The 24,475-nt window shown below is 60.0% G+C and carries 24 protein-coding genes; 3 read left to right on the forward strand and 21 right to left on the reverse strand.

Translation table 11 applies throughout. The features are described from left to right. Positions 1–193 precede the first annotated feature (193 nt). The 3 genes from ntrC to dusB are packed head-to-tail and all read right to left on the reverse strand — an operon-like array spanning position 194 to position 3,824. Entirely contained in the window at positions 194–1,648 is a 1,455-nt protein-coding gene (gene ntrC / locus ASD36_RS16520; protein ID WP_060505179.1) for a nitrogen regulation protein NR(I), read from the reverse strand. Beyond that, entirely contained in the window at positions 1,645–2,802 is a 1,158-nt protein-coding gene (locus ASD36_RS16525) for a nitrogen regulation protein NR(II) (RefSeq protein WP_060505178.1), read from the reverse strand. The genes ntrC and ASD36_RS16525 overlap by 4 nt, the downstream gene beginning before the upstream one ends. Further along, positions 2,799–3,824 carry a tRNA dihydrouridine synthase DusB gene (gene dusB / locus ASD36_RS16530; protein ID WP_060505177.1) on the reverse strand — a complete coding sequence of 342 codons (1,026 nt, stop codon included), beginning with the start codon at positions 3,822–3,824 and terminating at the stop codon, positions 2,799–2,801. Before dusB ends, ASD36_RS16525 begins: the two co-directional genes overlap by 4 nt. A 245-nt stretch (positions 3,825–4,069) precedes the next feature. Between dusB and ASD36_RS16535 the strand changes: the two genes are divergently transcribed. Further along, positions 4,070–5,284: a bifunctional 2-C-methyl-D-erythritol 4-phosphate cytidylyltransferase/2-C-methyl-D-erythritol 2,4-cyclodiphosphate synthase gene (locus ASD36_RS16535; protein WP_060505176.1), complete on the forward strand. Its 1,215-nt coding sequence runs from the start codon at positions 4,070–4,072 to the stop codon at positions 5,282–5,284. Next, positions 5,281–5,781, forward strand: a complete 501-nt coding sequence (locus tag ASD36_RS16540) for a CinA family protein (protein ID WP_060505175.1) — start codon at positions 5,281–5,283, stop codon at positions 5,779–5,781. The genes ASD36_RS16535 and ASD36_RS16540 overlap by 4 nt, the downstream gene beginning before the upstream one ends. Positions 5,782–5,789: 8 nt before the next feature. On the opposite strand, the gene ASD36_RS16545 is transcribed toward ASD36_RS16540, so the two are convergent. The 16 genes from ASD36_RS16545 to ASD36_RS16620 form a co-directional block, all read right to left on the reverse strand. Next, on the reverse strand, positions 5,790–6,242 hold the full coding sequence (locus tag ASD36_RS16545) for a type II toxin-antitoxin system RatA family toxin (protein WP_060505174.1): 453 nt from the start codon (positions 6,240–6,242) through the stop codon (positions 5,790–5,792). 48 nt (positions 6,243–6,290) lie between these two features. Then, positions 6,291–6,875, reverse strand: coding sequence for an AAA family ATPase (locus tag ASD36_RS16550; protein WP_060505173.1), 585 nt, complete (start codon positions 6,873–6,875; stop codon positions 6,291–6,293). After that, positions 6,865–7,446, reverse strand: coding sequence for an AAA family ATPase (locus ASD36_RS16555; protein ID WP_060505619.1), 582 nt, complete (start codon positions 7,444–7,446; stop codon positions 6,865–6,867). The genes ASD36_RS16550 and ASD36_RS16555 overlap by 11 nt, the downstream gene beginning before the upstream one ends. Before the next feature lie 65 nt (positions 7,447–7,511). Next, positions 7,512–8,489, reverse strand: coding sequence for a lipoyl synthase (lipA, locus tag ASD36_RS16560; protein ID WP_060505618.1), 978 nt, complete (start codon positions 8,487–8,489; stop codon positions 7,512–7,514). A gap of 90 nt (positions 8,490–8,579) precedes the next feature. Further along, positions 8,580–10,025: a dihydrolipoyl dehydrogenase gene (lpdA, locus tag ASD36_RS16565; RefSeq protein ID WP_060505172.1), complete on the reverse strand. Its 1,446-nt coding sequence runs from the start codon at positions 10,023–10,025 to the stop codon at positions 8,580–8,582. A gap of 20 nt (positions 10,026–10,045) precedes the next feature. After that, positions 10,046–10,627: a GNAT family N-acetyltransferase gene (locus ASD36_RS16570; RefSeq protein WP_060505171.1), complete on the reverse strand. Its 582-nt coding sequence runs from the start codon at positions 10,625–10,627 to the stop codon at positions 10,046–10,048. Beyond that, entirely contained in the window at positions 10,628–11,269 is a 642-nt protein-coding gene (locus ASD36_RS16575) for an SGNH/GDSL hydrolase family protein (protein WP_112834678.1), read from the reverse strand. A gap of 151 nt (positions 11,270–11,420) precedes the next feature. Next, positions 11,421–12,764 (reverse strand): pyruvate dehydrogenase complex dihydrolipoamide acetyltransferase, encoded by a 1,344-nt coding sequence (locus ASD36_RS16580; protein ID WP_060505169.1) that lies wholly within the window; start codon positions 12,762–12,764, stop codon positions 11,421–11,423. A gap of 14 nt (positions 12,765–12,778) precedes the next feature. After that, a complete protein-coding gene (locus ASD36_RS16585; RefSeq protein ID WP_060505168.1) occupies positions 12,779–14,161 on the reverse strand; it encodes a pyruvate dehydrogenase complex E1 component subunit beta in 1,383 nt (460 codons plus the stop codon). Between the two features lie 21 nt (positions 14,162–14,182). Beyond that, complete coding sequence (gene pdhA, locus ASD36_RS16590) at positions 14,183–15,229, reverse strand: pyruvate dehydrogenase (acetyl-transferring) E1 component subunit alpha (RefSeq protein WP_060505167.1); 1,047 nt, start codon at positions 15,227–15,229, stop codon at positions 14,183–14,185. A 147-nt stretch (positions 15,230–15,376) separates the two neighbouring features. Further along, a complete protein-coding gene (locus tag ASD36_RS16595; protein WP_060505166.1) occupies positions 15,377–15,685 on the reverse strand; it encodes a septum formation initiator family protein in 309 nt (102 codons plus the stop codon). Positions 15,686–15,819: 134 nt separating this feature from the next. Next, entirely contained in the window at positions 15,820–17,094 is a 1,275-nt protein-coding gene (gene eno / locus ASD36_RS16600) for a phosphopyruvate hydratase (RefSeq protein ID WP_060505165.1), read from the reverse strand. 133 nt (positions 17,095–17,227) lie between these two features. Further along, positions 17,228–18,070: a 3-deoxy-8-phosphooctulonate synthase gene (gene kdsA / locus ASD36_RS16605; RefSeq protein ID WP_200954908.1), complete on the reverse strand. Its 843-nt coding sequence runs from the start codon at positions 18,068–18,070 to the stop codon at positions 17,228–17,230. Then, entirely contained in the window at positions 18,070–18,963 is an 894-nt protein-coding gene (locus ASD36_RS16610) for a VOC family protein (RefSeq protein ID WP_060505163.1), read from the reverse strand. Before ASD36_RS16610 ends, kdsA begins: the two co-directional genes overlap by 1 nt. A gap of 138 nt (positions 18,964–19,101) precedes the next feature. Continuing rightward, on the reverse strand, positions 19,102–19,842 hold the full coding sequence (locus ASD36_RS16615; RefSeq protein WP_060505162.1) for an SDR family oxidoreductase: 741 nt from the start codon (positions 19,840–19,842) through the stop codon (positions 19,102–19,104). 36 nt (positions 19,843–19,878) lie between these two features. Beyond that, positions 19,879–20,643, reverse strand: a complete 765-nt coding sequence (locus ASD36_RS16620; protein ID WP_060505161.1) for an SDR family oxidoreductase — start codon at positions 20,641–20,643, stop codon at positions 19,879–19,881. A gap of 139 nt (positions 20,644–20,782) precedes the next feature. Here ASD36_RS16620 and ASD36_RS16625 point away from each other — a divergent pair, with 139 nt between their 5' ends. Next, entirely contained in the window at positions 20,783–21,694 is a 912-nt protein-coding gene (locus ASD36_RS16625; RefSeq protein WP_060505160.1) for a LysR family transcriptional regulator, read from the forward strand. Positions 21,695–21,703: 9 nt separating this feature from the next. On the opposite strand, the gene ASD36_RS16630 is transcribed toward ASD36_RS16625, so the two are convergent. Next, positions 21,704–22,276 carry a transglycosylase SLT domain-containing protein gene (locus ASD36_RS16630; protein ID WP_060505159.1) on the reverse strand — a complete coding sequence of 191 codons (573 nt, stop codon included), beginning with the start codon at positions 22,274–22,276 and terminating at the stop codon, positions 21,704–21,706. Positions 22,277–22,391: 115 nt separating this feature from the next. Beyond that, positions 22,392–24,095 (reverse strand): GH32 C-terminal domain-containing protein, encoded by a 1,704-nt coding sequence (locus tag ASD36_RS16635; protein ID WP_060505158.1) that lies wholly within the window; start codon positions 24,093–24,095, stop codon positions 22,392–22,394. Positions 24,096–24,475 lie beyond the last annotated feature (380 nt).

Genomic DNA, 24,475 nt, shown 5'->3' on the forward strand with positions numbered 1-24,475 from the left:
TTCGATCGGAAAGCGGCGGGCATTTTTTTTACGCGCCATGGTCAAGAAATTGACCGCCATGACCCGATCGACTCCCTGCTTTCCAATGCAAGGAGGCCAGATCCGGCGGATGACGAGCGGAAAGAATCACCGTCATCCGTGTGCTTTCTAAGCAACATATTGTGGCGAAAATGCAACGCTTCTGTGAGGCAAGTCAAGCGCTACGTGAGCTGCGGTAAACCGAAACCCCAAGCTCGCGGATTTTCTTGCGCAGGGTGTTCCGGTTCAGGCCGAGCAGGTCGGCCGCCTTGATCTGGTTACCTCGCGTTGCCGTCAGGGCAGCCAGAATAAGCGGATATTCCATTTCGGCGAGCACACGGTCATACAGGCCGGCCGGCGGCAGCCCCTCGCCAAATCCGGCAAAATATTGCCGCATATTCTCCTCCACCGCCTGCGAAATCGACATTGATCCCGATCGGCCCGGCGTCTTCTCGATCGGGCTGTCGGGAATGTCGGAACGCAGCTCCGTTTCGATGATTTCGCGGGTGATGACGTCCTGTGGATAAAGTGCAGTCAGGCGGCGCACGACGTTTTCCAGTTCACGCACGTTGCCGGGCCACGGGTGGGCCTTCATCAGCTCCAGCGCCTCTTGATCGAAGCGTTTGACATCGAGGCCTTCCTTTTCGGCCTGCTGGACGAAATGGCGGACGAGATCGGGGATATCCTCGGCGCGGTCGCGCAGCGGCGGCAGCCGTAGCGGCACGACATTGAGCCGGTAGTAAAGATCTTCGCGGAACAGGCCCTGGTTGATCGACTGCTTCAGATCCTTGTTGGTCGCAGCAACAATGCGCACGTCGGAGCGGATCGGCGTGCGGCCGCCGACCGTCGTATATTCGCCCTGCTGCAACACGCGCAGCAGACGTGTCTGCGCATCCATCGGCATGTCGCCGATTTCGTCAAGAAACAGCGTGCCGCCTTCGGCCTGTTCGAAGCGGCCGGTCGAACGGTTCTGCGCGCCGGTGAAGGCGCCCTTCTCGTGGCCGAACAATTCCGATTCGATCAGGTCGCGCGGGATCGCCGCCATGTTAATCGCAACAAAAGGACCGTTGCGGCGCTTGCCGTAATCGTGCAACGCCTTGGCAACCAGTTCCTTGCCGGTACCGGATTCGCCGGTGATCATCAGCGTCAGATCAGTCTGCATCAACCGAGCAAGGACGCGGTAAATTTCCTGCATGGCGGCAGAGCGGCCGACCAGCGGCATGCCATCTTGCGTGTCGTCTTCGTGCTTGACCGGCTTGCGCTTCGGCTCTGCAAGAGCGCGGCCGATGATGGCGATCAGTTCGGTCAGATCGAATGGTTTCGGCAGATAATCATAGGCGCCTTTTTCAGAGGCCTTGATTGCCGTCATGAACGTGTTCTGGGCGCTCATTACCAGAACCGGCAGATCCGGCCGCGCCTTCTTGATGCGCGGCAAGAGATCGAAGGCATTTTCGTCGGGCATGACAACGTCGGTCACAACAAGATCGCCATCGCCGGCCGATATCCACCGCCACAGCGTCGCTGCATTGGAGGTGATGCGAACGTCATAACCGGCGCGGCTCAGCGCCTGGTTGAGAACGGTACGGATGGCTGCGTCGTCATCAGCGACGAGGATAGTGGCGCCAGTCATCGGGATTGTCCTTTTACAATAGCCAGAGGCTCGCTGTCTTCGGCGGTCGGGCCTTTCGACGCGGGCATCAGAACACGGAATGTCGTACGGCTCGACTGGCTGTCGCACTCGACGATGCCGCCATGGCCGCCAATGATCTTGGCGACGAGGGCGAGGCCGAGGCCGGAGCCGTTGGTCTTGGTGGTAATGAACGGATCGAACAGATGCGGCACCAGATCGGCGGGCACACCCGGTCCGTTGTCATGGACGCAGAACTCAAGCGGCAGCGAAATCTTTTCCCGCGTTCCGGCAACCGATAGGCGGATGCCGGGCCGATAGGCCGTCGTCAGCATGATCTCGCCATCCGGCTTATCGGCAACCGCTTCCGCCGCGTTCTTGATCAGGTTGAGAAACACCTGGATCAGTTGGTCGCGATTGGCATAGACCGGCGGCAGAGACGGGTCGTAATTCTCGGTAATCCGGATCTTCCGGGCAAAGCCAGCCTTGGCGATGGCCTTTACGTGATCGAGCACCGAGTGAATGTTAACCGGGTGACGATCGACCGGCCGCTCGTCGGAAAACACTTCCATGCGATCGACCAGCGAAACGATGCGGTCCGTCTCATCGCAGATCAGCCGCGTCAGCGCCCGGTCCTCATCGTTGACCGATGTTTCAAGCAGCTGGGCTGCACCGCGGATACCCGATAACGGGTTCTTGATCTCGTGGGCCAACATCGAGGCCAGTCCCGTCACCGAGCGGGCAGCTGCGCGGTGGGTCAGCTGCCGGTCGATCTTGTCGGCCATCGAGCGTTCCTGGAAGACGATCACGACGGAACCCGGCTCGGACAGAACCGGCGCAACATAGAGATCGACAAGCTTGTCGGCGCCCAGCCGCGGCGAACTCAGATCGACCCGGTACTCGTTGACGGCGGCACGCCGTTCGCGGACCTGCTCGATCAGCGTCAGAAGCGGGCTGCCAAATGGAATGAAGGCGCTGATATCGTGGCGGGCGAGATAATTGGCGCTGGCGCCAAAGAATGCCTCCGCCTCCCAGTTCGCAAAGGCGACGAGACCCTTCTCGTCGACGAGGATCACCGGGTTCTGGATGGCATTCAGAACCGCCATCGGCAGCGAATTGACGGCCTTGCGCTCATCATCGCCTATCTTGTCGGTCATGCTGCATCCTTTTCTTCGCCCAAGGCGCACCCTGCCGCAATGGCGGCCACCGCGCCGGACAAGGCGATGGCAGGATCAGTGGAGGTCATGATTGCCGCCTTCTCCTGCGCAGCAAGCTGCGGCGCAAATCGGCTGAGATACCAGCCGAGATGTTTTCGCGCATGACGAAGGCCGATATCGGTTCCGTAGAACTCCAGCATCATACCGTAGTGCTCCGCCACGATTTCAGCGATCTCCGCGGCACCCGGATGTTCAACTGCGCTCGCAAGCACGCCCGCATGCCAGGGCCGCCCCTGACTGGAGCGCCCGATCATCACCGCCTCGGCGCCGGAACGCTGGAGAATTTCGTTGGCGTCTTCCCGCGTTGCCACATCGCCATTGGCGACCAATGGTATGGAAATCACATCACGAACGGCGTGGATCGCATCCCAATCGGCATGGCCGTTATAGAACTGCATGCGGGTGCGGCCATGAATGGTGATCATCTGAACACCAGCATCCTGCGCCCGTTTGGCGATCAACGGGGCATTGATGGAGTTTTCGTCCCAGCCCAGGCGCATCTTCAGCGTCACGGGCACATCGACGGCCTTCACCGTTGCCTCGATCAGTGACAGGGCATGATCGGGATCGCGCATCAGCGCCGAGCCGGAATAGCCACCCGTCACCTTCTTGGCCGGACACCCCATATTGATGTCAATGACATCCGCGCCGTTGTCCGCAGCGATCTTCGCCGCTTCACCCATCCAGTAGGCCTCGCGTCCAGCCAGCTGCACCATATGCGGATCGATGCCCGAGCTCTTCAGCCGAGACCAGCTTTCCGATGCGTTGCCGACCAGTTCGCGGCTTGCTACCATTTCAGTGACGACCAAGCCCGCGCCAAACCGCCAGGCCAATTGCCGGAAGGGCAAATCCGTCACACCCGACATCGGCGCAAGCACGACACGGTTTCTAAAGGAGAGCCCGCCAACCCGGAACGGGGAGGACAAATCCGGTACCTGCAAATGATTATCTTTCGAGCACATCTCTATTCTGCACTATTTTTAGACATACTTGGCGAACTTGCCAAGCGATTTCAGAGCCTCGCCACAAAATTTCCCGAACAACTGGTAAAGCCTCACCCTTCGCGGTAAATCACCACAACGATTTGAAGCTTCGCCTGCCGGACCGGCATGCGCCTGATATTTGACTGAGTCTGGAGCGAGAGACCTGTCCGTGTGCTCGCTATCGAGCCCGGGCGGCGGCCTATTTGCAGGAACCCATATAGAAGATGCACGCAAAAGAACAGTTTTCCTGTGGTGTCGTCATTGTCGCTGCCGGGCGGGGTGAACGCGCAGGCTCGCCGCAAGACGGGCCGAAGCAATATCGCCCGATCGGCGGGCTGCCGGTTATGACCCATACGCTTGACGTTTTTGCGACATGGCCGAGGAAAACGGCGATCGTCGTCGTCATTCATCCCGATGACGAAGCTCTGTTTGCTCAGGCATGCAATCTTGTGTCAGGCGATACTTCAAACATTACATTCGTCCATGGCGGGCCGGCGCGGCAACTTTCGGTGCTGGCGGGACTGAAAGCGCTGGAACAGGCCGACATCACCCACGTAATGATTCATGACGCCGTGCGGCCGTTCATCGACCATGCTCTGCTTGACCGCTGTGTTTCAACGTTGAGCGAAGGTGCCGATGCCCTGCTGCCGGCGGTCGCGGTTGCCGATACGTTGAAACGTGGGTCTGCGGATGGAAAGGTTTTGGAGACGGTGCCGAGAGCAGGCCTCTACGGCGCCCAGACGCCCCAGTGCTTCCGCTTCGCGCCGATCCTGGAAGCTCATATCAACGCCGCCGCCTCCGGCCGCGCCGATTTTACCGATGACGCTTCGATCGCCGAATGGGCCGGAATGCCCGTGACGCTGATCGAAGGATCGGTCGACAATGTGAAACTGACGATCAAACGGGATATTACCATGGCCGATGAAAAACTGAACCGGAACGCACTCCCGGACGTCCGAACCGGGAATGGTTACGATGTACATCAGCTGGTCGATGGCGACGGCGTGACGCTCTGCGGTATCTTCATGCCGCATGACCAGACACTGCTCGGCCATTCCGATGCCGACGTCGCCCTGCATGCCTTGACCGACGCCCTGCTTGCCACCTGCGGTGCGGGCGATATCGGCGATCATTTTCCACCGTCCGATCCGCAATGGAAGGGCGCCGCCTCGCGCATCTTTCTGGAACACGCGGCAAAAGTCGTCCGCGACAAGGGGGGCACGATCATGAATGCCGATGTCTCGTTGATTGCCGAGGCCCCGAAGATCGGCCCACACCGGCTGGCGATGCGGGAAAACCTCGCAGATATGCTCGGCATTTCGCTGGATCGCTGCTCGGTCAAAGCGACGACCAACGAGCAAATCGGCTTCATCGGCCGCCGCGAAGGCATTGCAGCAATCGCCACAGCAACGGTTGTCTATGCGGGAGGCATCAAATGAGCGGATGGCCGGAGGATATCGCAGCCAAGGCAGACCGGCTGATCGCCGCCTTTTCGAAACGTGGCCTGATGGTCGCCACGGCCGAATCCTGCACCGGCGGCCTGATCGCCGGTGTTCTGACGGAAATTCCGGGTTCCTCGTCAGTGGTCGATCGCGGCTTCGTCACCTATTCCAACGATGCAAAGATCCAGATGCTCGGAGTCAACACGGCGACGCTTGAAACGCACGGCGCCGTTTCGCGCCAGACGGCAATCGAGATGGTGCGCGGCGCACTCAGCCACTCGAAGGCGGACTTGGCCGTTGCCGTCACCGGCGTTGCCGGTCCGGGGGGCGGATCGGCCGATAAACCGGTCGGACTGGTGCATCTGGCGGCAACCAGCCGTGCCGGCAACGTTCTTCACCGCGAAATGCGCTACGGCGATATCGGCCGCGACGCGGTCAGGCTGGCCACGGTGCGCACGGCACTTGATATGCTGGAAGAAGCAGCAGCAAGCTGACGTTTCCGCTATACGGTCGCATAGATCGTATCGGCGCGCTTCTCGAACGCTTCGGAAAACATCCGGAATGCCCGGTCGAACATCGACCCCATCAGCGCGCCGAGAATACGGCTCTTGAATTCGTAGTCGATAAAGAAGTTGACGGAACAGCCGCCCTCACCCAACGCTTCGAAACTCCAACGATTGTCGAGATATTTGAACGGTCCATCGATATATTTGACGTCGATCACGCGCTCGGCTTTGTTGAGCAGAACCTGTGTGGTGAACGTCTCGCGGATCGCCTTGTAGCCGACGGTCATATCCGCCACGAGCAGCTCCTTGCCGTCACGCTCCTTGCGCGAACGCACGGTCAGCGCCTCGCAAAGCGGCAGAAATTGCGGGTATTTTTCAACATCGGCGATCAGATCGAACATCTGTTCGGGTGAATGCTTGACGGGCCGGCGGGTCTCGAATTGTGGCATGGCGTTCAGATATTCAATGATTTCGCGAAAAACAAGATGTGGTTGGTATCAAGCGCGAGAAGAAGACGCGTGATGAGCGACATGCTTCAGCAGGCGTCGTGTTTCGCCGTGCGACCGGACAATGAACACCGGCACGTCAGAACCATAATCCGCCAGCTTCTGTTCGATCTCAGGGCTTTCCGTCTTCTCGAAATTCCAGACGTAGGACAGGAATTCCAGCGTCAGGCGCTCAGGGCAGTTCGCGGCCATTTCCGGGCGTGTCTTGCCGCGCAACCGGACCCAGCGGCTGATGACACCATAAAGCGAAACATGGCGGGGCGGACGCATCCAGATGACGAGATCGGTGCGCGGCAGGCGCAGCGGCAAAGTGCCAGGGCTTGTGCCGTCCATGATCCATCGTGGTTGCTCCACTGCCCGCTCGACAATCGCAAGCGCGTCGGCTCTCGGGCGCGGTATCCAGCCCGACATCCAGAAAACGTCGCGGTCCATGGAGACATACGGAAGCACAAACAGTCTGGAAAGCGCCTGCGCCAAAGTGCTCTTGCCGCTACCGGAACAACCGATCATGAGAACGCGATCGGCGGTCCGAAGGGCCTCCGCCGTCCGTTCAACATTCAAACGCTTATTCGACATTGCTGGCTTCCTGCAGGGTCTGGGTCAATGCACGTATGTCCCGGCGGCTTTTCAGTGTCAGGACGGGAATCTCCTGCGCGTAACGGTCAAGCATCTGGACAATCACGGGGGAAACGCGCTGTTCGAAATTCCAGATATAGGAGAGGAATTCACGATCCGGCAGCTGTTCAGGACAACCCGGAGCCATGTCGGGGCGCACGCGGCCAAAGCTCGACGCGACCCGGCAGACAAGTCCCCAAAGGCAGACGCGCCGCGGTACCCGAACCCAGACAACCAGATCGGTTCTTGGAAACCGCAGGTCAAATGTGGAGGGTCCGCTGCCGTCCATGATCCAGCGATCCTGCGCAACACAGGCTGCGATCAGAGCACGCTCTTCGGCTTTCGGCCGCTTGATCCAGCCGGGCAACCAGAAAAAATCCCGGTCCATCGAGACGTAAGGCAGATCGAGTTTTTCGGACAGCTTTCTTGACAGCGTGCTCTTGCCGCCGCCTGAGCAGCCGATCACCAGGATGCGGCTTGCCTGCCGCAAACGCGGCAAGGCATCTTCGGTGTCCGGAATATAGGAGGGCATGACGGCTCCAAACATGTGAGCCGCGCACCATAAAGTTCAAATCCAGATTGGCAACCTGCCAAGGATTATCCGGCGGCTACCGCCAGCTTCTTCTCGCGGTTTGCCTTCAGCCGGGCGAAATCGTCGCCGGCATGGTGCGACGAGCGGGTCAGTGGGCTGGAGGCAACCATCAGGAAGCCCTTGGTATAGGCGACGGTCTCATAGGACTTGAATTCTTCCGGCGTGACAAAGCTCATGACCTGATGATGCTTGCGGGTCGGCTGCAGGTACTGGCCGATGGTCATGAAGTCGACATCCGCCGTGCGCAGATCGTCCATCAACTGCAGCACTTCGTTGCGCTCTTCGCCAAGGCCAACCATGATGCCGGACTTGGTGAACATCGTCGGATCGAGTTCCTTGACCCGCTGCAGAAGCCGGATCGAATGGAAGTAACGGGCGCCCGGACGAACCGTCAGATAGTTGCCCGGAACTGTTTCCATGTTGTGGTTGAAGACGTCGGGCTTGGCGGCGACGACGCGCTCCAGCGCACCGGGCTTCTTCAGGAAGTCGGGTGTCAGGATTTCGATGGTCGTCAATGGAGATGCGGCGCGGATGGCCCAGATCACCTTTTCGAAATGCTCGGCGCCGCCGTCGGCCAGATCGTCACGGTCGACCGAGGTGATGACGACGTGCGACAGGCCCATCTGCTTGACGGCCTTGGCAACGTTCTCCGGCTCGGCCATATCCAGCGCGTTCGGCTTGCCTGTGGAGACATTGCAGAAGGCGCAGGCGCGGGTACAGATTTCGCCCATGATCATGAAGGTCGCGTGCTTCTTGTCCCAGCACTCACCGATATTCGGGCAGCCCGCCTCTTCGCAGACCGTGACAAGCTTGTGCTCCTTCACGATCGACTTGGTTTCAGCATACCCTTTCGAGGTCGGCGCCTTGACGCGGATCCACTCCGGCTTGCGCAGCATCTCGGTATCGGGCTTATGGGCCTTTTCCGGGTGGCGAACGCGCGGGGCATCGGGATCAAGAGTGGTTCGGTCGAGGATCGTGACCATCATGCTTCCATTTTTGCTTCAAGCGCAACAGCGCGCCCTTCGGGCCAGACAGAGTGACCCGCCTTCAGATGGAGGCGAGCCCTAGCACAATCAAGCGTTCAGTGCACGCCCATAGGCATCGAGCACGCTTTCCTTCAACGTTTCCGAAATCGTCGGGTGCGGGAAGATCGTGTGCATCAGGTCTTCCTCGGTTGTTTCGAGGTTCATGGCAACGACAAAACCCTGAATCAGTTCGGTGACTTCGGCGCCAACCAGATGCGCACCGAGCAGTTCGCCGGTCTTCTTGTCGAAGATGGTCTTCACCAGCCCCTGGTCTTCACCAAGCGCGATCGCCTTGCCGTTCGCGACAAACGGGAAGCGGCCAACGCGAATGTCGCGGCCTTCGGCCTTGGCCTTGGCTTCCGTCAGACCAACGGAGGCAACCTGCGGGTTGCAATAGGTGCAGCCCGGAATCTTCAGCTTGTCCATCGGATGAACGTTCGGCAGGCCGGCGATCTTTTCGACGCAGATGACGGCTTCATGCTCTGCCTTGTGGGCCAGCATCGGCGGGCCGGCAACGTCGCCGATCGCGTAGACGCCCGGCACGTTGGTCTTGCCGTAACCGTCGATGACGATGCAGCCGCGATCAGTCTTGACGCCGAGCGCCTCGAGACCGAGGTTCTCGATATTGCCCTGGACGCCGACAGCCGAAATCATCCGGTCAGCAGTGATCTTCTCGACCGAGCCGTCCTTCTTCTCGACATGGGCCGTCACCGAGTTGGCGGCCTTCTCGACCTTCGTCACCTTGGCATCAAGGATGATCTTCATGCCCTGCTTGTCGAACTGCTTCTTGGCGAAGGCGGAGATTTCGGCATCCTCGACCGGCATGACCTGGCTCATGACCTCAACCACGGTCACATCGACGCCCATGGTCCGGTAGAACGAGGCAAATTCGATGCCGATGGCGCCGGAGCCCATAACCAGCAGCGACTTCGGCATTTCTTCCGGCTTCATCGCCTCGAAATAGGTCCAGATCAGCTTGCCATCCGGCTCGATGCCCGGCAGCGCGCGCGGACGGGCGCCGGTGGCGACGATGATATGCTTGGCGGTGTAGGTGCCCTCGCCCAAAGTGTTCTTCGGGATCGGACCCTGCGGCTGGACGATCGCCTTGGTGGTCTTGGCAACGACGATCTCGTTGGCCTTGGTGAGCTTGGCCTCGCCCCAGATCACGTCGACCTTGTTCTTCTTCATCAGGAAGGCGACGCCGCCATTCATGCGTTCGGCAATGCCGCGTGAACGCTTGACGATGGCCTGCAGATCCGGCGAAATCTTGCCTTCGAGCGTCAGGCCATAGTTCTTCGCGTGCTCTGCAAGGTGCAGTACTTCGGCAGAGCGCAGCAGCGCCTTGGTCGGGATACAGCCCCAGTTGGAGCAGATGCCGGCCAGATGCTCGCGCTCGACCACGGCTACCTTCAGGCCCAGCTGGGCTGCGCGGATGGCCGCGATATAGCCGCCGGGGCCGGAACCGATCACGATGACGTCGTAGGAGTTTGCCATTCTTGTTTCCTGCCTCTTCCTTAGGTCATGTTCCGGGCCAGCAAAACCCATTCATGCCTTTTGCTATCCTCAAAGAGCGGCACGGCTGCAAGCCTCGCCTTCTCCGCAAATCCGTTGGCTGCATAGAGCGCCAGCGCCGTGTCATTATGGCTTTCGGTGATCAGGCTGACCTGCCTGCCCTTGGCCTTATCGATTTCGTGGGTCAACAGTGCCCGTCCGATACCCTTGCCGCGATGGTGCCGGTAGACACCCAGACTGTCGATGAACCGGCTGCCGATCACCATGACCTGCAACTCCAGCAACGGCTTGATCACCGGATGCGGCGCGATCATCTCGCGCACGGTCTCATCCAGATCGTAGCCGATCGAAACGCCGGCAATCTCATTGTTCCATTCGGCCAGTGTCGCATCTTTCCAGGCGCCCGGCTCGTCATCCATCCGCATCCGCGACCGCCCCTGCTCCATGGCGGTATCCTTGGTTCCGCGCATCACGGCGCCGTGCCAAAGCCAGGTCGCAAAACCATGCGAGGCGATATCGACCAGGATGGCCAGATCTGCCGCATCCCACCGTTCCGCCGCCCGCAAATGCAAGGCCGCCGTCATTCAGAGCCCGAGCATCATCCGGACCATCGGCTCAAGGCCGCGTCCGATGGCGCGTGTGTTTTCCGTGTCCAGATGCACCCCATCGAGCGGCGTTGTCCGCGCCACCGAACCGGCATCGAAAAATCCGCAACCGAGTTCGTCGGCCAGATCGGCATAAAGCGAGGCCAGCATCGATGACTGATCGATAGCGCCTGCATACATCGCCGCAAAATTAGCATTCGCCGTTTCGCAGATCACCGGCGGCGCAACGATCAGGATTTCAGGCGCTTCGGCCTGAACGTCCGGCCAGCTGTGGTGCCAGACGAGCTTGACCAGTCTCTCGATGCCCTTCACCGCGCCAAAAGCGGTTCCATGCACCAAGGGCTTCATATCGTTGGTGCCAAGCAGAAGAATAACCAAATCGACCGGGGCATGGGTCTGCAAGACGGTCGGCAGGATACGCACGCCGTTGCGGTCGCAATCAGCCAGATGGTCGTCGTAAGCCGTCGTGCGACCGTTCAGACCTTCGGCAATCACGTGCACGCCGCTGCCCAGCGCCTTCTGCAGGACACTTGGCCAGCGGTCGTCCAAGGCATGCCGCCCGCCGGTCTCGGCGTCATATCCCCAGGTCAGACTGTCACCATAGCAGAGGACTGTTTTCATCAAGATCGACCTTCAGCGAGCCAATGACCCGAAAACCTAAACTTCCCTGTACTTGTCACAGGAATCAAGTCACGCGACGCCGTCGCGTGAAAGAGTCTTCGCTCACGGACGTAAGCGGACACCCTCCCCGCGAGGGGGAGGGAAAATTCACTTAGACCAGCATGCCCATCGGGCTTTCGATGTAGCGCTTGAACGCGCCGAGCAGTTCGGCTCCAAGCGCGCCATCGACGGCACGGTGGTCGGTCGACAGCGTCACGGTCATGACATTGGCAACGACCATCTGGCCCTTCTTGACCACGACCCGCTCCTCGCCGGCCCCGATCGCAAGGATCGTTGCATGCGGAGGATTGACGACAGCGGCGAAATTCTTGACGCCCATCATGCCCATGTTCGACACAGCCGTCGTGCCGCCCTGGAACTCTTCGGGCTTCAGCTTGCGGCTCTTGGCGCGGGCGCCGAGATCCTTCATCTCGTTGGAGATGGCCGACAGGCTCTTCAGCTCGGCGCTGCGGACGATCGGCGTGATCAGGCCACCCGGGATCGACACGGCAACACCAACATCGGCGTGCTTGTGCTTGACCATGTTGGTTTCGGTCCAGGAGACGTTGGCATCCGGAACGTCGCGCAGGGCCAAGGCAAGCGCCTTGATGACCATGTCGTTGACCGAGAGCTTGTAGGCTGGCTTGCCGTCCCGTTCCGGCGCTGCCGTATTGAGCTGCGCACGCAGCGCAAGCAGCGCATCCAGTTCGCAATCGACGGAGACGTAGAAATGCGGAATGGTCTGCTTGCTCTCCTGCAGGCGCTTGGCGATCACCTTGCGCATGCCGTCATGCGGCACGAGTTCGTAGGAGCCTTCGGCGAAGTTCTTGAGAACAGCTTCGTCGGACGCGCCCTTGGCAAGTGGTGCCGAAGCAGATGCGGCCGCGGTTGCCGGAGCAGCAGCGGAAGGTGCAGCTTTTGCGCCACCACCGGCAACGGCAGTTTCCACATCCTTCTTGATCACGCGGCCATGCGGGCCCGTGCCGGCAACAGCCGAGATATCGATCCCGGCATCCTTGGCCAGACGGCGGGCCAGCGGCGATGAGAAGGTGCGCATGCCGGATGACGCCGGAGCCGATGCCTGTGCGGCAGCCGGGGCCGGAGCAGCGGCTGGTGCCGCTTCTGTTTTTGCCGGTGCGGCTTCAGCCTTGGCAGGCTCGGCCTTCGCAGCCGGTGCCGCACCGCCGCCGGAAGCGGCAGCAGCAATGTCTTCTCCATCAGCAGCGAGGATGGCGATCACGGCATTGACCTTGACGCCTTCGGTGCCTGCTGCAACGACGAGCTTGGCCACGGTGCCTTCGTCGACGGCTTCGACTTCCATCGTCGCCTTGTCGGTCTCGATCTCGCAGAGAACGTCACCGGCGGAGACCTTGTCACCTTCCTTAACCAGCCATTTGGCGAGGTTGCCCTCTTCCATGGTCGGCGAAAGGGCTGGCATGGTGATGTTGATAGGCATCTCTTCACCCTCCCTTATTTGTAGCAGACGGTCTTTACCGCCTGGACGACTTCGCCGACATTCGGCAGGGCCAGCTTTTCAAGGTTGGCGGCGTAAGGCATCGGAACGTCCTTGCCGGCGATCGTCAGGATCGGCGCATCGAGATAATCGAAGGCCTGCTGCATGACGCGGGTGGCAATTTCGGTACCGACGGAGGACTGCGGGAAGCCTTCCTCGACGGTGACCAGACGGCCGGTTTTCTTGACCGATTCAATGACCGCCGGAAGGTCCATCGGACGGATGGTTCTGAGGTCGATGATCTCGACGTCGATGCCTTCCTTCTCCAGTTCCGCTGCAGCCTTGACCGCATAGGTCATGCCGATGCCGAAGGAAACGATGGTGGCATCCTTGCCGACGCGATGTGTGCGCGCCTTGCCGATCGGCAGGACGAAATCGTCCATCTTCGGCACATCGAAGGAGTGACCGTAGAGGATTTCATTTTCGAGGAAGATCACCGGGTTCGGATCGCGGATCGCAGCCTTAAGCAGACCCTTCGCGTCAGCGGCCGTGTACGGCATGACGACCTTGAGGCCTGGAATATGGCTGTACCAAGCGGCATAGCACTGCGAGTGCTGGGCGCCGACACGGGCAGCAGCACCCGACGGACCACGGAACACCATCGGAGCGCCCATCTGTCCACCGGACATATAGAGGGTCTTTGCCGCCGAGTTGATGATATGGTCGATCGCCTGCATGGCGAAGTTGAAGGTCATGAACTCGACGATCGGGCGCAGGCCGGTCATCGCAGCACCGACGCCGATACCGGCAAAGCCGTGTTCGGTGATCGGCGTGTCGACAACGCGGCGGGGACCGAATTCCTGCAGCAGCCCCTGCGTGATCTTGTAGGCGCCCTGGTATTCGGCGACTTCCTCGCCCATGACGAAGACGTCTTCGCTGCGGCGCATTTCTTCGGCCATCGCATCACGAAGCGCTTCGCGCACGGTGGTGGAGACCATTTCGGTACCGGCCGGAATATCCGGGTCGGAGGGAATGTCAGCTTTCGGCTGGGCCGGAACGGGCGCGGATGCTTCCGACTTTGCCGGTGCTTCGGTCTTGGCGGGCTCTGCAGCAACAGGTGCCGCGGCCTTCGGCGCGGCAACATCCCCGGCGCTCTCGCCGTCCTGCAGCAGGACTGCAATCGCGGTATTCACCTTGACGCCTTCGGTGCCGGCAGCAATCAGGAGCTTGCCGATAACGCCTTCGTCAACGGCTTCCACTTCCATGGTCGCCTTGTCGGTTTCGATTTCGGCGATCACGTCGCCGGAAGTGACCTTGTCACCTTCGTTTTTCAGCCACTTGCTGAGCGTGCCTTCTTCCATCGTCGGGGACAGAGCGGGCATCAGAATTTCGATAGGCATGATGTTTTCCTCGTCCCGGTCTTAAAGCAGAATATCGGTGTAGAGCTCGGATACATCCGGCTCCGGATCGGCCTGGGCAAAATCGGCGCTGTCGGCAACGATGTCGCGAACCTCCTTGTCGATTGCCTTCAGCTCGTCTTCGCTCGCCCAGCCGTTGTCCAGCAGGCGCACCCTTACTTTTTCGATCGGGTCGTTCTCGGAGCGCATCTTCTGCACTTCGTCCTTGGAGCGGTACTTGGCCGGATCGGACATCGAGTGACCGCGGTAGCGGTAAGTCTGCATTTCGAGGATCATCGGCCCCTTGCCTGCCCGGCAATGCTCGACAGCTTCATCACCCGCCGCCTTGACGGCGCGTACGTCCATGCCATCAACCTGGAAGCCGGGAATGCCGAGCGCTACGCCGCGTTGCGAAAAATCGTGACCGGCAGAGCCGCGCGACACCGACGTACCCATGGCATAGCGGTTGTTCTCGACAATGTAGATGACCGGCAGGTTCCAGAGAGCCGCCATGTTGAAGCTCTCGTAGACTTGGCCCTGGTTGGCGGCGCCGTCGCCGAAATAGGCAAGCGAAACGTTGTCATTGCCGCGGTAGCGATTGGCAAAGGCCAGACCGGTGCCGAGCGAGACCTGCGCACCGACGATGCCGTGGCCGCCGTAGAAATTCTTTTCCTTGGAGAACATGTGCATCGAGCCACCCTTGCCGCGGGAAAGCCCGCTGCGGCGACCGGTCAGCTCGGCCATGACGCCACGTGCACTCATGCCGCAAGCGAGCATATGACCGTGGTCACGATAGGCAGTGATAACCTGATCGCCTTCCTTCAGCGCCATCTGCATGCCGACGACGACAGCTTCCTGGCCGATGTAGAGGTGACAGAAACCGCCAATGAAGCCCATGCCATAGAGCTGGCCCGCTTTTTCCTCGAAACGGCGGATGAGGAGCATTTCGCGATAGGCCTTCAGATCGGTATCGCGATCGAACTCGGCGATCGTGCCCTTGGTGAAGTCCTTTTTAGCTGGCTTTGCAGCTGCCTTGCGACTGGAAACGGACGCGGATTTTCGCGGTGCCATTCAATCCTCCCTATGGTTGGCTTTTGCGGTACCATAGGGAAAGAATGCGATCACAGCAATGCCATATTTGCATGGCTTATATTCCCATCAAACCATTGATAAGAATAGAGTATTTGGAATTAACCTGTTTCCGGTTAATGTGGCAACTCAGTGAAAAATAACGATTTCGTCGCTGCGAGACATGTTCAGCCCAAACCGCGCCTTTTCGTCCAGCATGTCACGCTCAAGCGAGCCGTCGCTGAGCAGAGCAACTTCCTTTTCCAGCACCTGACGCTTTGCGGTCAGCTCATCCAGCCGTGCCTGACGCTCGATGCGCTGCCGGTCAAACGTCTCCGTCGCCTTCAGCCCAAAGTCGCCATGAATGGAATGATAACCGAAATAGCTAAGGAACGCGATAGTGATGAGCGGCATGACAAACCGCCCCAGCTGCCGTTTTTTATGGTGTTTGGTCCACATAGATCATGCCCTGATACGCAATACTTAAACACGCTACCAGCCATTGATTAACCGACCGTTGACCATAAAGCCGGCAACGAAAAACCCGCGTCCGTTTCCAGACGCGGGTTTCATCATTGCGATGCTTGTGCGGATCAGCCGCGCAGGATCGAGCGGCCGGCATATTTTGCCTGCGGGCCCAGCTGTTCCTCGATACGGATCAACTGGTTGTACTTGGCAAGCCGGTCAGAGCGCGACAGCGAACCGGTCTTGATCTGTCCGCAATTGGTGGCAACGGCGAGATCGGCGATGGTCGAGTCTTCGGTTTCGCCCGAGCGGTGCGACATGACGGCGGTATAACCAGCCTTGTGTGCAGTCTCGACGGCGTCGAGCGTTTCCGACAGCGAACCGATTTGGTTGACCTTGACGAGGATCGAGTTGGCGACGCCCATCTTGATGCCGTCGCGCAGGCGCGAGGAATTGGTGACGAACAGATCGTCGCCGACCAGCTGGCACTTCTTGCCCGCGAGATCGGTCAGCGTCTTCCAGCCTTCCCAATCGTCTTCAGCCATACCGTCTTCGATCGAAGCGATCGGGTACTTGGCAGCCAGTTCGGCCAGGTATTCGGCCATTGCGCCCGGCTCGAGCGTGCGGCCCTCGCCTTCCATGACATACTTGCCGTCCTTGAAGAATTCGGTCGAGGCACAATCGAGGCCGAGGAACATGTCTTCGCCCGGCTTGTAGCCAGCTTTTTCGATCGACTTCATGATGAAGTCGAGCGCTTCCGTGGCGCTGTTCAGGCCCGGAGCAAAGCCGCCTTCGTCGCCGACATTGGTGTTGTGACCCTTGGCCGACAGTTCCTTCTTGAGAACGTGGAAGACTTCCGCGCCCATGCGAACCGCGTCACGCAGGCTGTCGGCGCCAACCGGCATGATCATGAACTCCTGGAAGTCGATCGGGTTGTCGGCATGCGCACCGCCGTTGATGATGTTCATCATCGGCACCGGCAGAAGGCGGGCGTTCGGGCCACCGACATAGCGGAACAGCGGCAGGTTGGAGGCTTCCGCGGCGGCCTTGGCAACAGCGAGCGAAACGCCGAGGATGGCGTTGGCGCCAAGACGCGACTTGTTGGCCGTGCCGTCCAGCTCGATCATCGTTGCATCGATGTGCAACTGGTCTTCGGCATCCATGCCGCCGATGGCTTCGAAGATTTCGCCGTTGACGGCTTCGACAGCCTTTTCGACACCCTTGCCGAGATAGCGCTTGTCGCCATCACGCAGTTCGACAGCTTCATGTGCGCCGGTGGAAGCGCCCGAGGGAACGGCGGCGCGGCCAAAGCTGCCGTCTTCGAGATGGACGTCGACTTCGACGGTCGGGTTGCCCCGGCTGTCGAGAATTTCGCGGCCGATGATGTCGATGATTGCAGTCATGATCTCTTCCCTGCTTCAAACATGGTGGTGGAGGATGGCCCTGTCATAAGTCATGGACCGGAAATTACAATGGCGGGGCCTGAGCAATCGCAGCCAGCGCCCGGCCTTCAAGAAAAATTCACAAAACCCGCACTCAGCGTTTCGCGACCGCATCGAATGCCAGCAACGTTTCCAACAGGCGCGGCATATCCTTCAAGTAGACCATGTTGGGGCCATCGGACGGAGAATTGTCCGGGTCCTCATGCGTCTCGATGAACACACCGGCGACACCGACGGCAACGGCCGCACGAGCCAGGGTCTCAACGAACTCACGCTGACCGCCCGACGATGCGCCCTGCCCGCCCGGCTGCTGCACGGAATGGGTGGCGTCAAAGATCACCGGCGCGCCAAGGCTCGCCATGATCGGCAGCGAGCGCATGTCCGAGACCAACGTGTTATAGCCGAAGGAGGCGCCGCGTTCGCAGAGCAGAACGTTCGGATTGCCGCTTTCGGTGAACTTGGCAAGCACGTTCTTCATGTCCCAGGGGGCGAGGAACTGGCCCTTCTTGACGTTGATGACGCGACCGGTCTTGGCAGCGGCAACCAGAAGGTCGGTCTGGCGTGAGAGGAAGGCCGGGATCTGCAGGATATCGACGGTCGGCGCAACCAGCGCGCACTGCTCTTCCGTGTGGATGTCGGTGATAACAGGAAAGCCGAATTCCTTCTTCAGGTCGGCAAAGATTTCCATCGCCTTTTCCAGGCCGATGCCGCGCTTGCCGGAGATCGACGTGCGGTTGGCCTTGTCGAAGGACGACTTGTAGACATAGCCAAGGCCGAGCGACTTGCAGAGTTCGACCATCGTGCCGGCGATCATGAAGGCGTGGTCGCGGCTTTCCATCTGGCAGGGGCCGGCAATCAGCGACAGCTTCTGCGTATTCGAAAACACCACCTGATTGGCGCCGCTGCCGGCAACGACGTTTGCATTGGTCTGCATGATTATTCTCCGAATGCGAAGATGACGCCCTGCCCCGGTGCTTCCGGAACGAGCAGGCGATTGTCTTTTCTGATGAAGTCTACCGCGTTGGCGGTAAGAAAATGCTCGGTCACGGCCAGATCGGCAACCTTGAAGACGATGGCCCGGCCGCGCAGGCCGCGCGAATGGCCCGACGTCGTCTTGTCGAAGAAGCCCGACATGCCGGCCTGATTGAGGACGGAAATTTTCACACCATTGCGGGTTTCGATATCCATGCCGAAGGAATGCGCCGAGACTTCGCGCTCATCGACCACCTCCTGAAGGATATACTGGAAATCGGTCGGGTTCGGCTCCGACAAAACCACCTCGGCAAGGCCGGTCACCCCATTGGCGTGACTTTCCAACGCTGCGCGGTCGGAAGGCAGCGACTTGACGCGCTGACAGCTGAAAAAGAAGAAATCCGGTGCGCGCAGGTCGGCGGCAAACGACAGGCGAAAACTGGCAACAGCTTCGGAACCATCCGGCAGTTTCATCGGCCGCGAAAATTCCAGCATGTTACCTGCCGAAATGCCTCTTTCCTGGAACCGGGCATGGTCGGCCTTTGCATCATCGCTGCTGACCACGATTGCGGAAAACCCGTCTTGACCACGACGGAACCGGTAAGCCTGATCACGAGCGGTAAAGGCATTGCCGGCGAGCGCCGCTGCTTCGCAATCCTCGCGCTGGGCAATACCCAGTGGCTCAAGATAGGTCTTGTCGGAAAAGAACACGCAGGCGTTTTCGGTTCCGAAAGGATGAAGCGCATCCGCAGCGACGGTAAAACCAAGCTGCTCGTAGCGACGCCTGGCGGTTGCCAGATCGATGACCGGCAGGACCAGATGGTCGAGCAGACGGGGTGTACGGGAGGCAACGCTCATGATTTTCCCTGAAACTGGTCGTTGGCTGGTGCTTTGCCCGTTTTGACCGTCGATTTCAAGGAAATGTTGAAACTTCAACTTTGTGTCGATTGTATAGGCATGGCCCGATAGTGAAACACCGGGCCATGTGGGAGATCGTCAGAGATTGCTCATGCCGCCATCGATGACCAATTCGCTGCCGACCGTATAGGTCGATTCGTCAGAGGCGAGGAAAACCACAGCCTTGGCGATTTCGGAAGGGTTGCCAAAGCGGCCAGCAGGGATTTTCGCCGCAGCCATGGCCTCGGTATCCGCAGACGACATGCCGAGCTTGCCGTAGAGCGGCGTTGCGACCGGGCCGGGACTGATGGCGTTGACACGAATGCCGCGGCCGATCAGTTCACCCGACAGGGTTTTGGCAAAGGACAGCAAGGCGGCCTTGGTAAGCGCGTAGACGCTGGTATTGGGCATGCCGATATGGGCGTTGATCGAAGTGTTGAGCACGATCGAGGCCGGATTGGCAAGGATCGGCAAAAGCGCCTGGATCAGGAAGAACGGACCTTTGACATTGATCGCGACGGAGCGATCGAAGGCCTCCTCGTCGAACTGTTCGATCGGCCGGAAATCAGCCGCACCGGCATTGACGAACAGGATATCGAGATGACCGAACGCGGTCTTCACGGCATCCGCGACCGCCTTTTGTCCAGCGGCGTTGCCGGCATCGGCCTGAATGACCAATGCCCTTTCCCCCAGTTCTGCGCGGGCCGCCTCGATGGTGGCAGGGCTGGTGCCAGTGACGGCAACGCGGGCACCCTCGGCAATAAACTGGCGGGCGGTTTCAAGGCCGATACCGCTGGTGCCGCCGGTGATCAGGGCCGTCTTGTTCTGCAAGCGTGACATGATGAATTCCTTCTCTTTGCCGTTCGGCGAACTGGCTCAAGTGCGGGTGATCGAGGCGCCGCCATCGATGAGCGATGCCGTCCCTGTGACGAACGCCGCATCGTCCGAGGCGAGATAAAGCACCGAGCGGGCAAGCTCTTCAGGGGTAGCCACCCGCTTCAGCGCATGCAGGTTGGTGATGAAGGACTGCGATTCAGGCGTATTGTTCATCTCGCGATACATGTCCGTGTCGACAGCACCTGGCAGGATGGCATTGACGCGCACGCCTTGCGGACCGAATTCGGCGGCCAGTGCCTGGGTCAGGCCAATAAGGCCAGCCTTGGAGGCAGCGTAGGCAGCAACACCCGGGAACGCGAAGCTGTAGCCGACGAAGGTCGAGGTGAAGATTACCGAACCTGCGCCGTGTTTGACCATTTCAGCGATCTGGTGCTTCGCACCGAGAAACGAACCGGTGAGGTTGATGGCGATAGCGTCATTCCAGCCTTGTTCGGAGACGCCGGTTGATGGGCCGGCTTCGCCGAGCGTTCCGGCATTGTTGAAGGCAACGTCAAGGCGGCCGTATTTTTCGACGGCAAGTGCGACGAGCGCCTTGGCATAATCTTCCGAGCGGACATCACCGGCAAGAGCGACGGCTTGCCCGCCATCAGCCCTGATTTCGGCAACGAGCGCGTCAAGTTCGCTCTGGCGGCGGGCACCGACGACGAGTTTTGCACCCTCGGCTGCGAACAGCTTTGCCGTGGCGCGGCCGATGCCAGCGCTGGCACCGGTGACGATTGCAACTTTGTTGGACAGGCGTTCCATGATCTCTTCCTCTTTGGCAGAGCGGTTGAGACGCCATGTGGCTATCTCTTCATGCCGTTTGCTTGAGGCGAATATGGCTTTATTCCAACGTTCTGATTAGTCTGCAAATCATGGAACTCGCATCCGGAAAAACCGAACAATGATGAAGCTCGATGGCATAACAAGTTTCGTCGCGGTGGCAGAAAGCGGATCGATCAGCGAGGCGGCCCGGCGGCTTCGGCTATCGAAATCAGTGGTCAGCGAGCGGCTTGCCGAACTGGAACGCAGCCTTGGCGCCAGCCTGCTTCATCGCACCACGCGCAAGCTGACGCTGACCGAGGATGGCGCGGCCTTTCTGGAGCGCGCCAGCCGGATCGTCCAGGAAATCGACGAGGCCACCGCCGACATGGCCGAACGGCGCGGGACAATTTCCGGGCCGTTGCGCATCTCGGCGCCAGTCACCTTCGGCCGCATGCATCTCGGCCCGGCGCTTTATCCGTTTCTAGCCGCACACCCCGATGTGCAATTGACGCTTGATCTCGATGATCGGCGGGTTGATGCCGCAGCCGATGGATACGATGCCGTCGTGCGCAACGGGCCGATCGCCGATTCACGTTTGATGGCCTGGCGCCTGGCGCCAAGCCGGCGCGTGCTGGTAGCCTCACCCGCCTATCTCAGGGACAACGGCAAGCCAGCATCCATCGAGGAACTCGAACAGCATCGCGGCATCTTCTACACCAATCGCGGCGTTGCCGACTGGCGCTTTCCCAGCATCGGCGGCACGGTGATCGTGCGCGGCAAGATGGGGCTCGGCCTCAACAATGGCGACATGCTGCGCGACGCGGCTATTGCGGGCCTCGGTATTGCGCTCATTCCGATGTTCATCGTTGGTGCGGACGTTACTGCAGGCAAACTCGAGACCATCGATATCGGCGTCCAGCCGGAGCTTGAATATATCCACATCGCGCACCCTGAAGGACGGCGTCCATCTGTCAAATTAAGGGCGATCGCCGATCATCTGCGGGCCGCATTCGGCAGCCCGCCGTATTGGGATCCAGCTTTCTCAAATTAAGCACGCTGCTCAATTGCAGGAACGCAACTGCTTAGCATAGGCATTGGCGATATTTGCCGAGCGCTGGGCTGCCTTCTGCAGCTGGGTATTGCCGCGCCAGCCGCCTTTTCTGTAGCCGGCATCCCCGAGATAGTACGCCAGATAGAGATTGTAGGCGTCGTTGCGGGCAATGCCGTTCTTGCGGCTGTTCTTGTTGTGATACCAGGCGACGAAGTGGATCGCGTCGGAGAATTTCGTCCGCCGCGCCAAAAGGTTGCCGGTCGATTGCTTGTACTCCGACCATGTGCCGTTCAGCGCCTGCGAGAAGCCGTAGGCGGTCGATTGGCGTTTCCACGGGATAAAGCCGAACAGTTTGGTGCGGGGCGGCCGGGCATTCGGGCGGAAACCGGATTCGGTGTAGATCGTCGCCATCAGGATATGCACCGGCACGCCATACTGACGCTCGGCGTGGTTTGCGGCGCGCTGCCAATTGTTGAACCAGCCGTCACGCTGCTCGAAAATCGCGCAGGCATTCCGGGTATCCCTTGGGGCACTCGCACAACCGGCCAGAAGCAGAAGGGCGACGATAAACGCAATACGCATCGCTCAAGTCTCTCACTTTCAGAGAGATTACTAACCGGTAAACGTTAAAGAGAGGTTTTTAGATAAATCGGGACGGCCCTTTTACCCGTCTCCGACCGATTCCGAACGGAAAAGCCTATAGTTTCAACGCCAAAATTTTGCCTGACGTAACGTAACCCTTCTCGGCCTCCAGACGTGCCGAGCGAACCGGCTCGAACCCTTCGATGCGTTTCGTTCCCGCCCAGCGGCCATGATCGGCAAAGACCTCGATCGAGCCCGCATCGAGGAAAATCCGCAGACTGACGGGACGGGCACCGCGGGCGATGTAGCGCGGCAGGGTGACGACGCCCGGGAGGGTGTAGAGGATGGACAGGCCCTCCGCATCAAGTTGCAGCGCCAGATCCACATCGGGATGATCGAAATGGAGAACGAAGGGCGCGCCGGGCCAGGACAGTTCCAGCAGGATTTCGACGGCGCCGGTTTCCAGACGAACGGTTTCGCCGGTCACAAGTCTGGTTTCGTCGATTACACCGTTGCGCAGGCTCTCGACCGCCGAAACCGGTGGCGTCAGCACCGCGCCGTCCTGAAGATGCAGGTTTCTTGGCAGGGTCATCGCGGTTGGGAAATCGATCGTGTGGGAGACATCCGCCCAATTGGCGAGCCAGCCGATGCCGACCGGTGCGCCGTCATCGACAAAAGCCTGAAAGGCATAGTTGTCGGTGCCGAAATCCAGTTCCTGCTCGAAATCCGTCAGAAAGCGAACCCCGTCGAAATGTCCGACCGCAATCAGCGTCAGGTTCTTGCGTCCGGTATCGGCATGGGTGCTGTTCATCAATCCGTAGATCAGGCCCCAACGGGTCTTCGGATCATTCGCCGGGCCATCGAGCGGCAGCAGGCAGGGGCACTCGATGACGGCGGTGCCGAACCGCTCCTCCAGCAGCAGCGTTCCGGTAAAACGCCAGCCATCGGCGCCGGTGGGATCATCGGTCTCATAAAGAAGGATGACGCCGCCTTTTTGGCTGAGGCTGCCGAGCACCATTTTCCACAGGCCGTCCGGCCCCTTGACGACGTAAGGGTCGCGGAAATCGAGCGTCAGGCCAAGGCCCGCCGGGCGATTGGGCAGAATGATTTCCGCCTGGCTGGCGGTGATGATGTTGTGCGAGGTGGCGGTCAGCTGCACTTGGGTTTCCGGCGTGCGATCGATCACCTGTTCGGTGAAGAAGACGCGGATGCCGCCGTCATTCTCAATCGGGATGGCGGAACCGGAAAAGGCCCCGCCCCTCCGGTCCGGCCGCGCCGTCAGGTCTTCGGAGGGAAACAGGAAGACCGGCATGTGATGCCAGTGGATATAATCTTTAGACACCGCATGGCCCCAGTGCATGGTGTTCCAGCGAAGGCCATGGGAGTAATGCTGATAGAACAGGTGCGGGCGCCCGGCGAAACGGCCAAAGCCATTGGGATCGTTCATCCAGCCGAAGGGCGGGCGAAAATGATAGCCATGCGGCACGGGGGCAGGCGCATTGGCGGCGCTGGTGTGCATGACGGTAATACCCTTTTCCACCACCTCGGCGGCGTTGAAAAAATAGGCGACGGAGACCGCCGTCGTCGTCCTGTCGTAGACACAGGAGAGCGCACCGCCGCTGGTGGCGACGAAGGTACGGAACACATATTCCTCGGCATTGCTGACGGAGACTTCGCCGATCTTGTCGCCGCCGAGCATGAACGCCATCGTGCCCGGTGCATCGGGCGTCAGCGCCTTCAGCCAGACATGCAGCGTGGCGCTGAGCGGCACGTCGGCGCGCAAGACCTTCAGTGTTTCCGTGGTGATTTCATCCGCCATTCCCGCGCTCCTTCTTCCGGCCCGCAGCGGCCTCCCGAATGAAGAAACGATGCAGGCTTTTCCCAAAAGCCATTCAAGCGACCTAGTGCCAAACTGCTGGATGTAAAGACAACGATCCGGCGTAGCGGACAGCAAAAGCATCCCCGCGCGGTGTCCGCCGTGGTTTTGAAAAAACATGCACTCAATCGGACGGGGCACTGGAAACCGCCTCTAATGAGTAAATTTAATTGACGCCTTCCAGCGCCCCGTTTGGCGTTCTCTCGGGAGCTCTCCTCCCTACAGACCCCGACTGCGGATCCTCTGACCCGGGACGATCGACGCGACATAGATTTCCGGTTCCGGCGTTCAGCATCACGGTTCCGGTACGTCACGATCCTCAT

This window comes from Rhizobium sp. Root1334, assembly GCF_001426665.1.
In the GTDB taxonomy this organism is placed as follows: domain Bacteria; phylum Pseudomonadota; class Alphaproteobacteria; order Rhizobiales; family Rhizobiaceae; genus Pararhizobium.

What these genes read in the sequence shown, in the direction of transcription:
- ASD36_RS16555 (WP_060505619.1), bottom strand. Translation starts at nt 7,446, where the DNA reads ATGCCCTCCTATATTCCGGACACCGAAGATGCCTTGCCGCGTTTGCGG.
- ASD36_RS16625 (WP_060505160.1), top strand. Translation starts at nt 20,783, where the DNA reads ATGATGAAGCTCGATGGCATAACAAGTTTCGTCGCGGTGGCAGAAAGC.
- dusB (WP_060505177.1), bottom strand. Translation starts at nt 3,824, where the DNA reads ATGTGCTCGAAAGATAATCATTTGCAGGTACCGGATTTGTCCTCCCCG.
- ntrC (WP_060505179.1), bottom strand. Translation starts at nt 1,648, where the DNA reads ATGACTGGCGCCACTATCCTCGTCGCTGATGACGACGCAGCCATCCGT.
- ASD36_RS16635 (WP_060505158.1), bottom strand. Translation starts at nt 24,095, where the DNA reads ATGGCGGATGAAATCACCACGGAAACACTGAAGGTCTTGCGCGCCGAC.
- ASD36_RS16535 (WP_060505176.1), top strand. Translation starts at nt 4,070, where the DNA reads ATGCACGCAAAAGAACAGTTTTCCTGTGGTGTCGTCATTGTCGCTGCC.
- lipA (WP_060505618.1), bottom strand. Translation starts at nt 8,489, where the DNA reads ATGGTCACGATCCTCGACCGAACCACTCTTGATCCCGATGCCCCGCGC.
- ASD36_RS16620 (WP_060505161.1), bottom strand. Translation starts at nt 20,643, where the DNA reads ATGGAACGCCTGTCCAACAAAGTTGCAATCGTCACCGGTGCCAGCGCT.
- ASD36_RS16610 (WP_060505163.1), bottom strand. Translation starts at nt 18,963, where the DNA reads ATGAGCGTTGCCTCCCGTACACCCCGTCTGCTCGACCATCTGGTCCTG.
- ASD36_RS16540 (WP_060505175.1), top strand. Translation starts at nt 5,281, where the DNA reads ATGAGCGGATGGCCGGAGGATATCGCAGCCAAGGCAGACCGGCTGATC.
- ASD36_RS16525 (WP_060505178.1), bottom strand. Translation starts at nt 2,802, where the DNA reads ATGACCGACAAGATAGGCGATGATGAGCGCAAGGCCGTCAATTCGCTG.
- eno (WP_060505165.1), bottom strand. Translation starts at nt 17,094, where the DNA reads ATGACTGCAATCATCGACATCATCGGCCGCGAAATTCTCGACAGCCGG.
- ASD36_RS16550 (WP_060505173.1), bottom strand. Translation starts at nt 6,875, where the DNA reads ATGTCGAATAAGCGTTTGAATGTTGAACGGACGGCGGAGGCCCTTCGG.
- lpdA (WP_060505172.1), bottom strand. Translation starts at nt 10,025, where the DNA reads ATGGCAAACTCCTACGACGTCATCGTGATCGGTTCCGGCCCCGGCGGC.
- ASD36_RS16575 (WP_112834678.1), bottom strand. Translation starts at nt 11,269, where the DNA reads ATGAAAACAGTCCTCTGCTATGGTGACAGTCTGACCTGGGGATATGAC.
- ASD36_RS16570 (WP_060505171.1), bottom strand. Translation starts at nt 10,627, where the DNA reads ATGACGGCGGCCTTGCATTTGCGGGCGGCGGAACGGTGGGATGCGGCA.
- ASD36_RS16630 (WP_060505159.1), bottom strand. Translation starts at nt 22,276, where the DNA reads ATGCGTATTGCGTTTATCGTCGCCCTTCTGCTTCTGGCCGGTTGTGCG.
- ASD36_RS16580 (WP_060505169.1), bottom strand. Translation starts at nt 12,764, where the DNA reads ATGCCTATCAACATCACCATGCCAGCCCTTTCGCCGACCATGGAAGAG.
- pdhA (WP_060505167.1), bottom strand. Translation starts at nt 15,229, where the DNA reads ATGGCACCGCGAAAATCCGCGTCCGTTTCCAGTCGCAAGGCAGCTGCA.
- ASD36_RS16545 (WP_060505174.1), bottom strand. Translation starts at nt 6,242, where the DNA reads ATGCCACAATTCGAGACCCGCCGGCCCGTCAAGCATTCACCCGAACAG.
- ASD36_RS16585 (WP_060505168.1), bottom strand. Translation starts at nt 14,161, where the DNA reads ATGCCTATCGAAATTCTGATGCCCGCTCTGTCCCCGACGATGGAAGAA.
- ASD36_RS16595 (WP_060505166.1), bottom strand. Translation starts at nt 15,685, where the DNA reads ATGTGGACCAAACACCATAAAAAACGGCAGCTGGGGCGGTTTGTCATG.
- ASD36_RS16615 (WP_060505162.1), bottom strand. Translation starts at nt 19,842, where the DNA reads ATGTCACGCTTGCAGAACAAGACGGCCCTGATCACCGGCGGCACCAGC.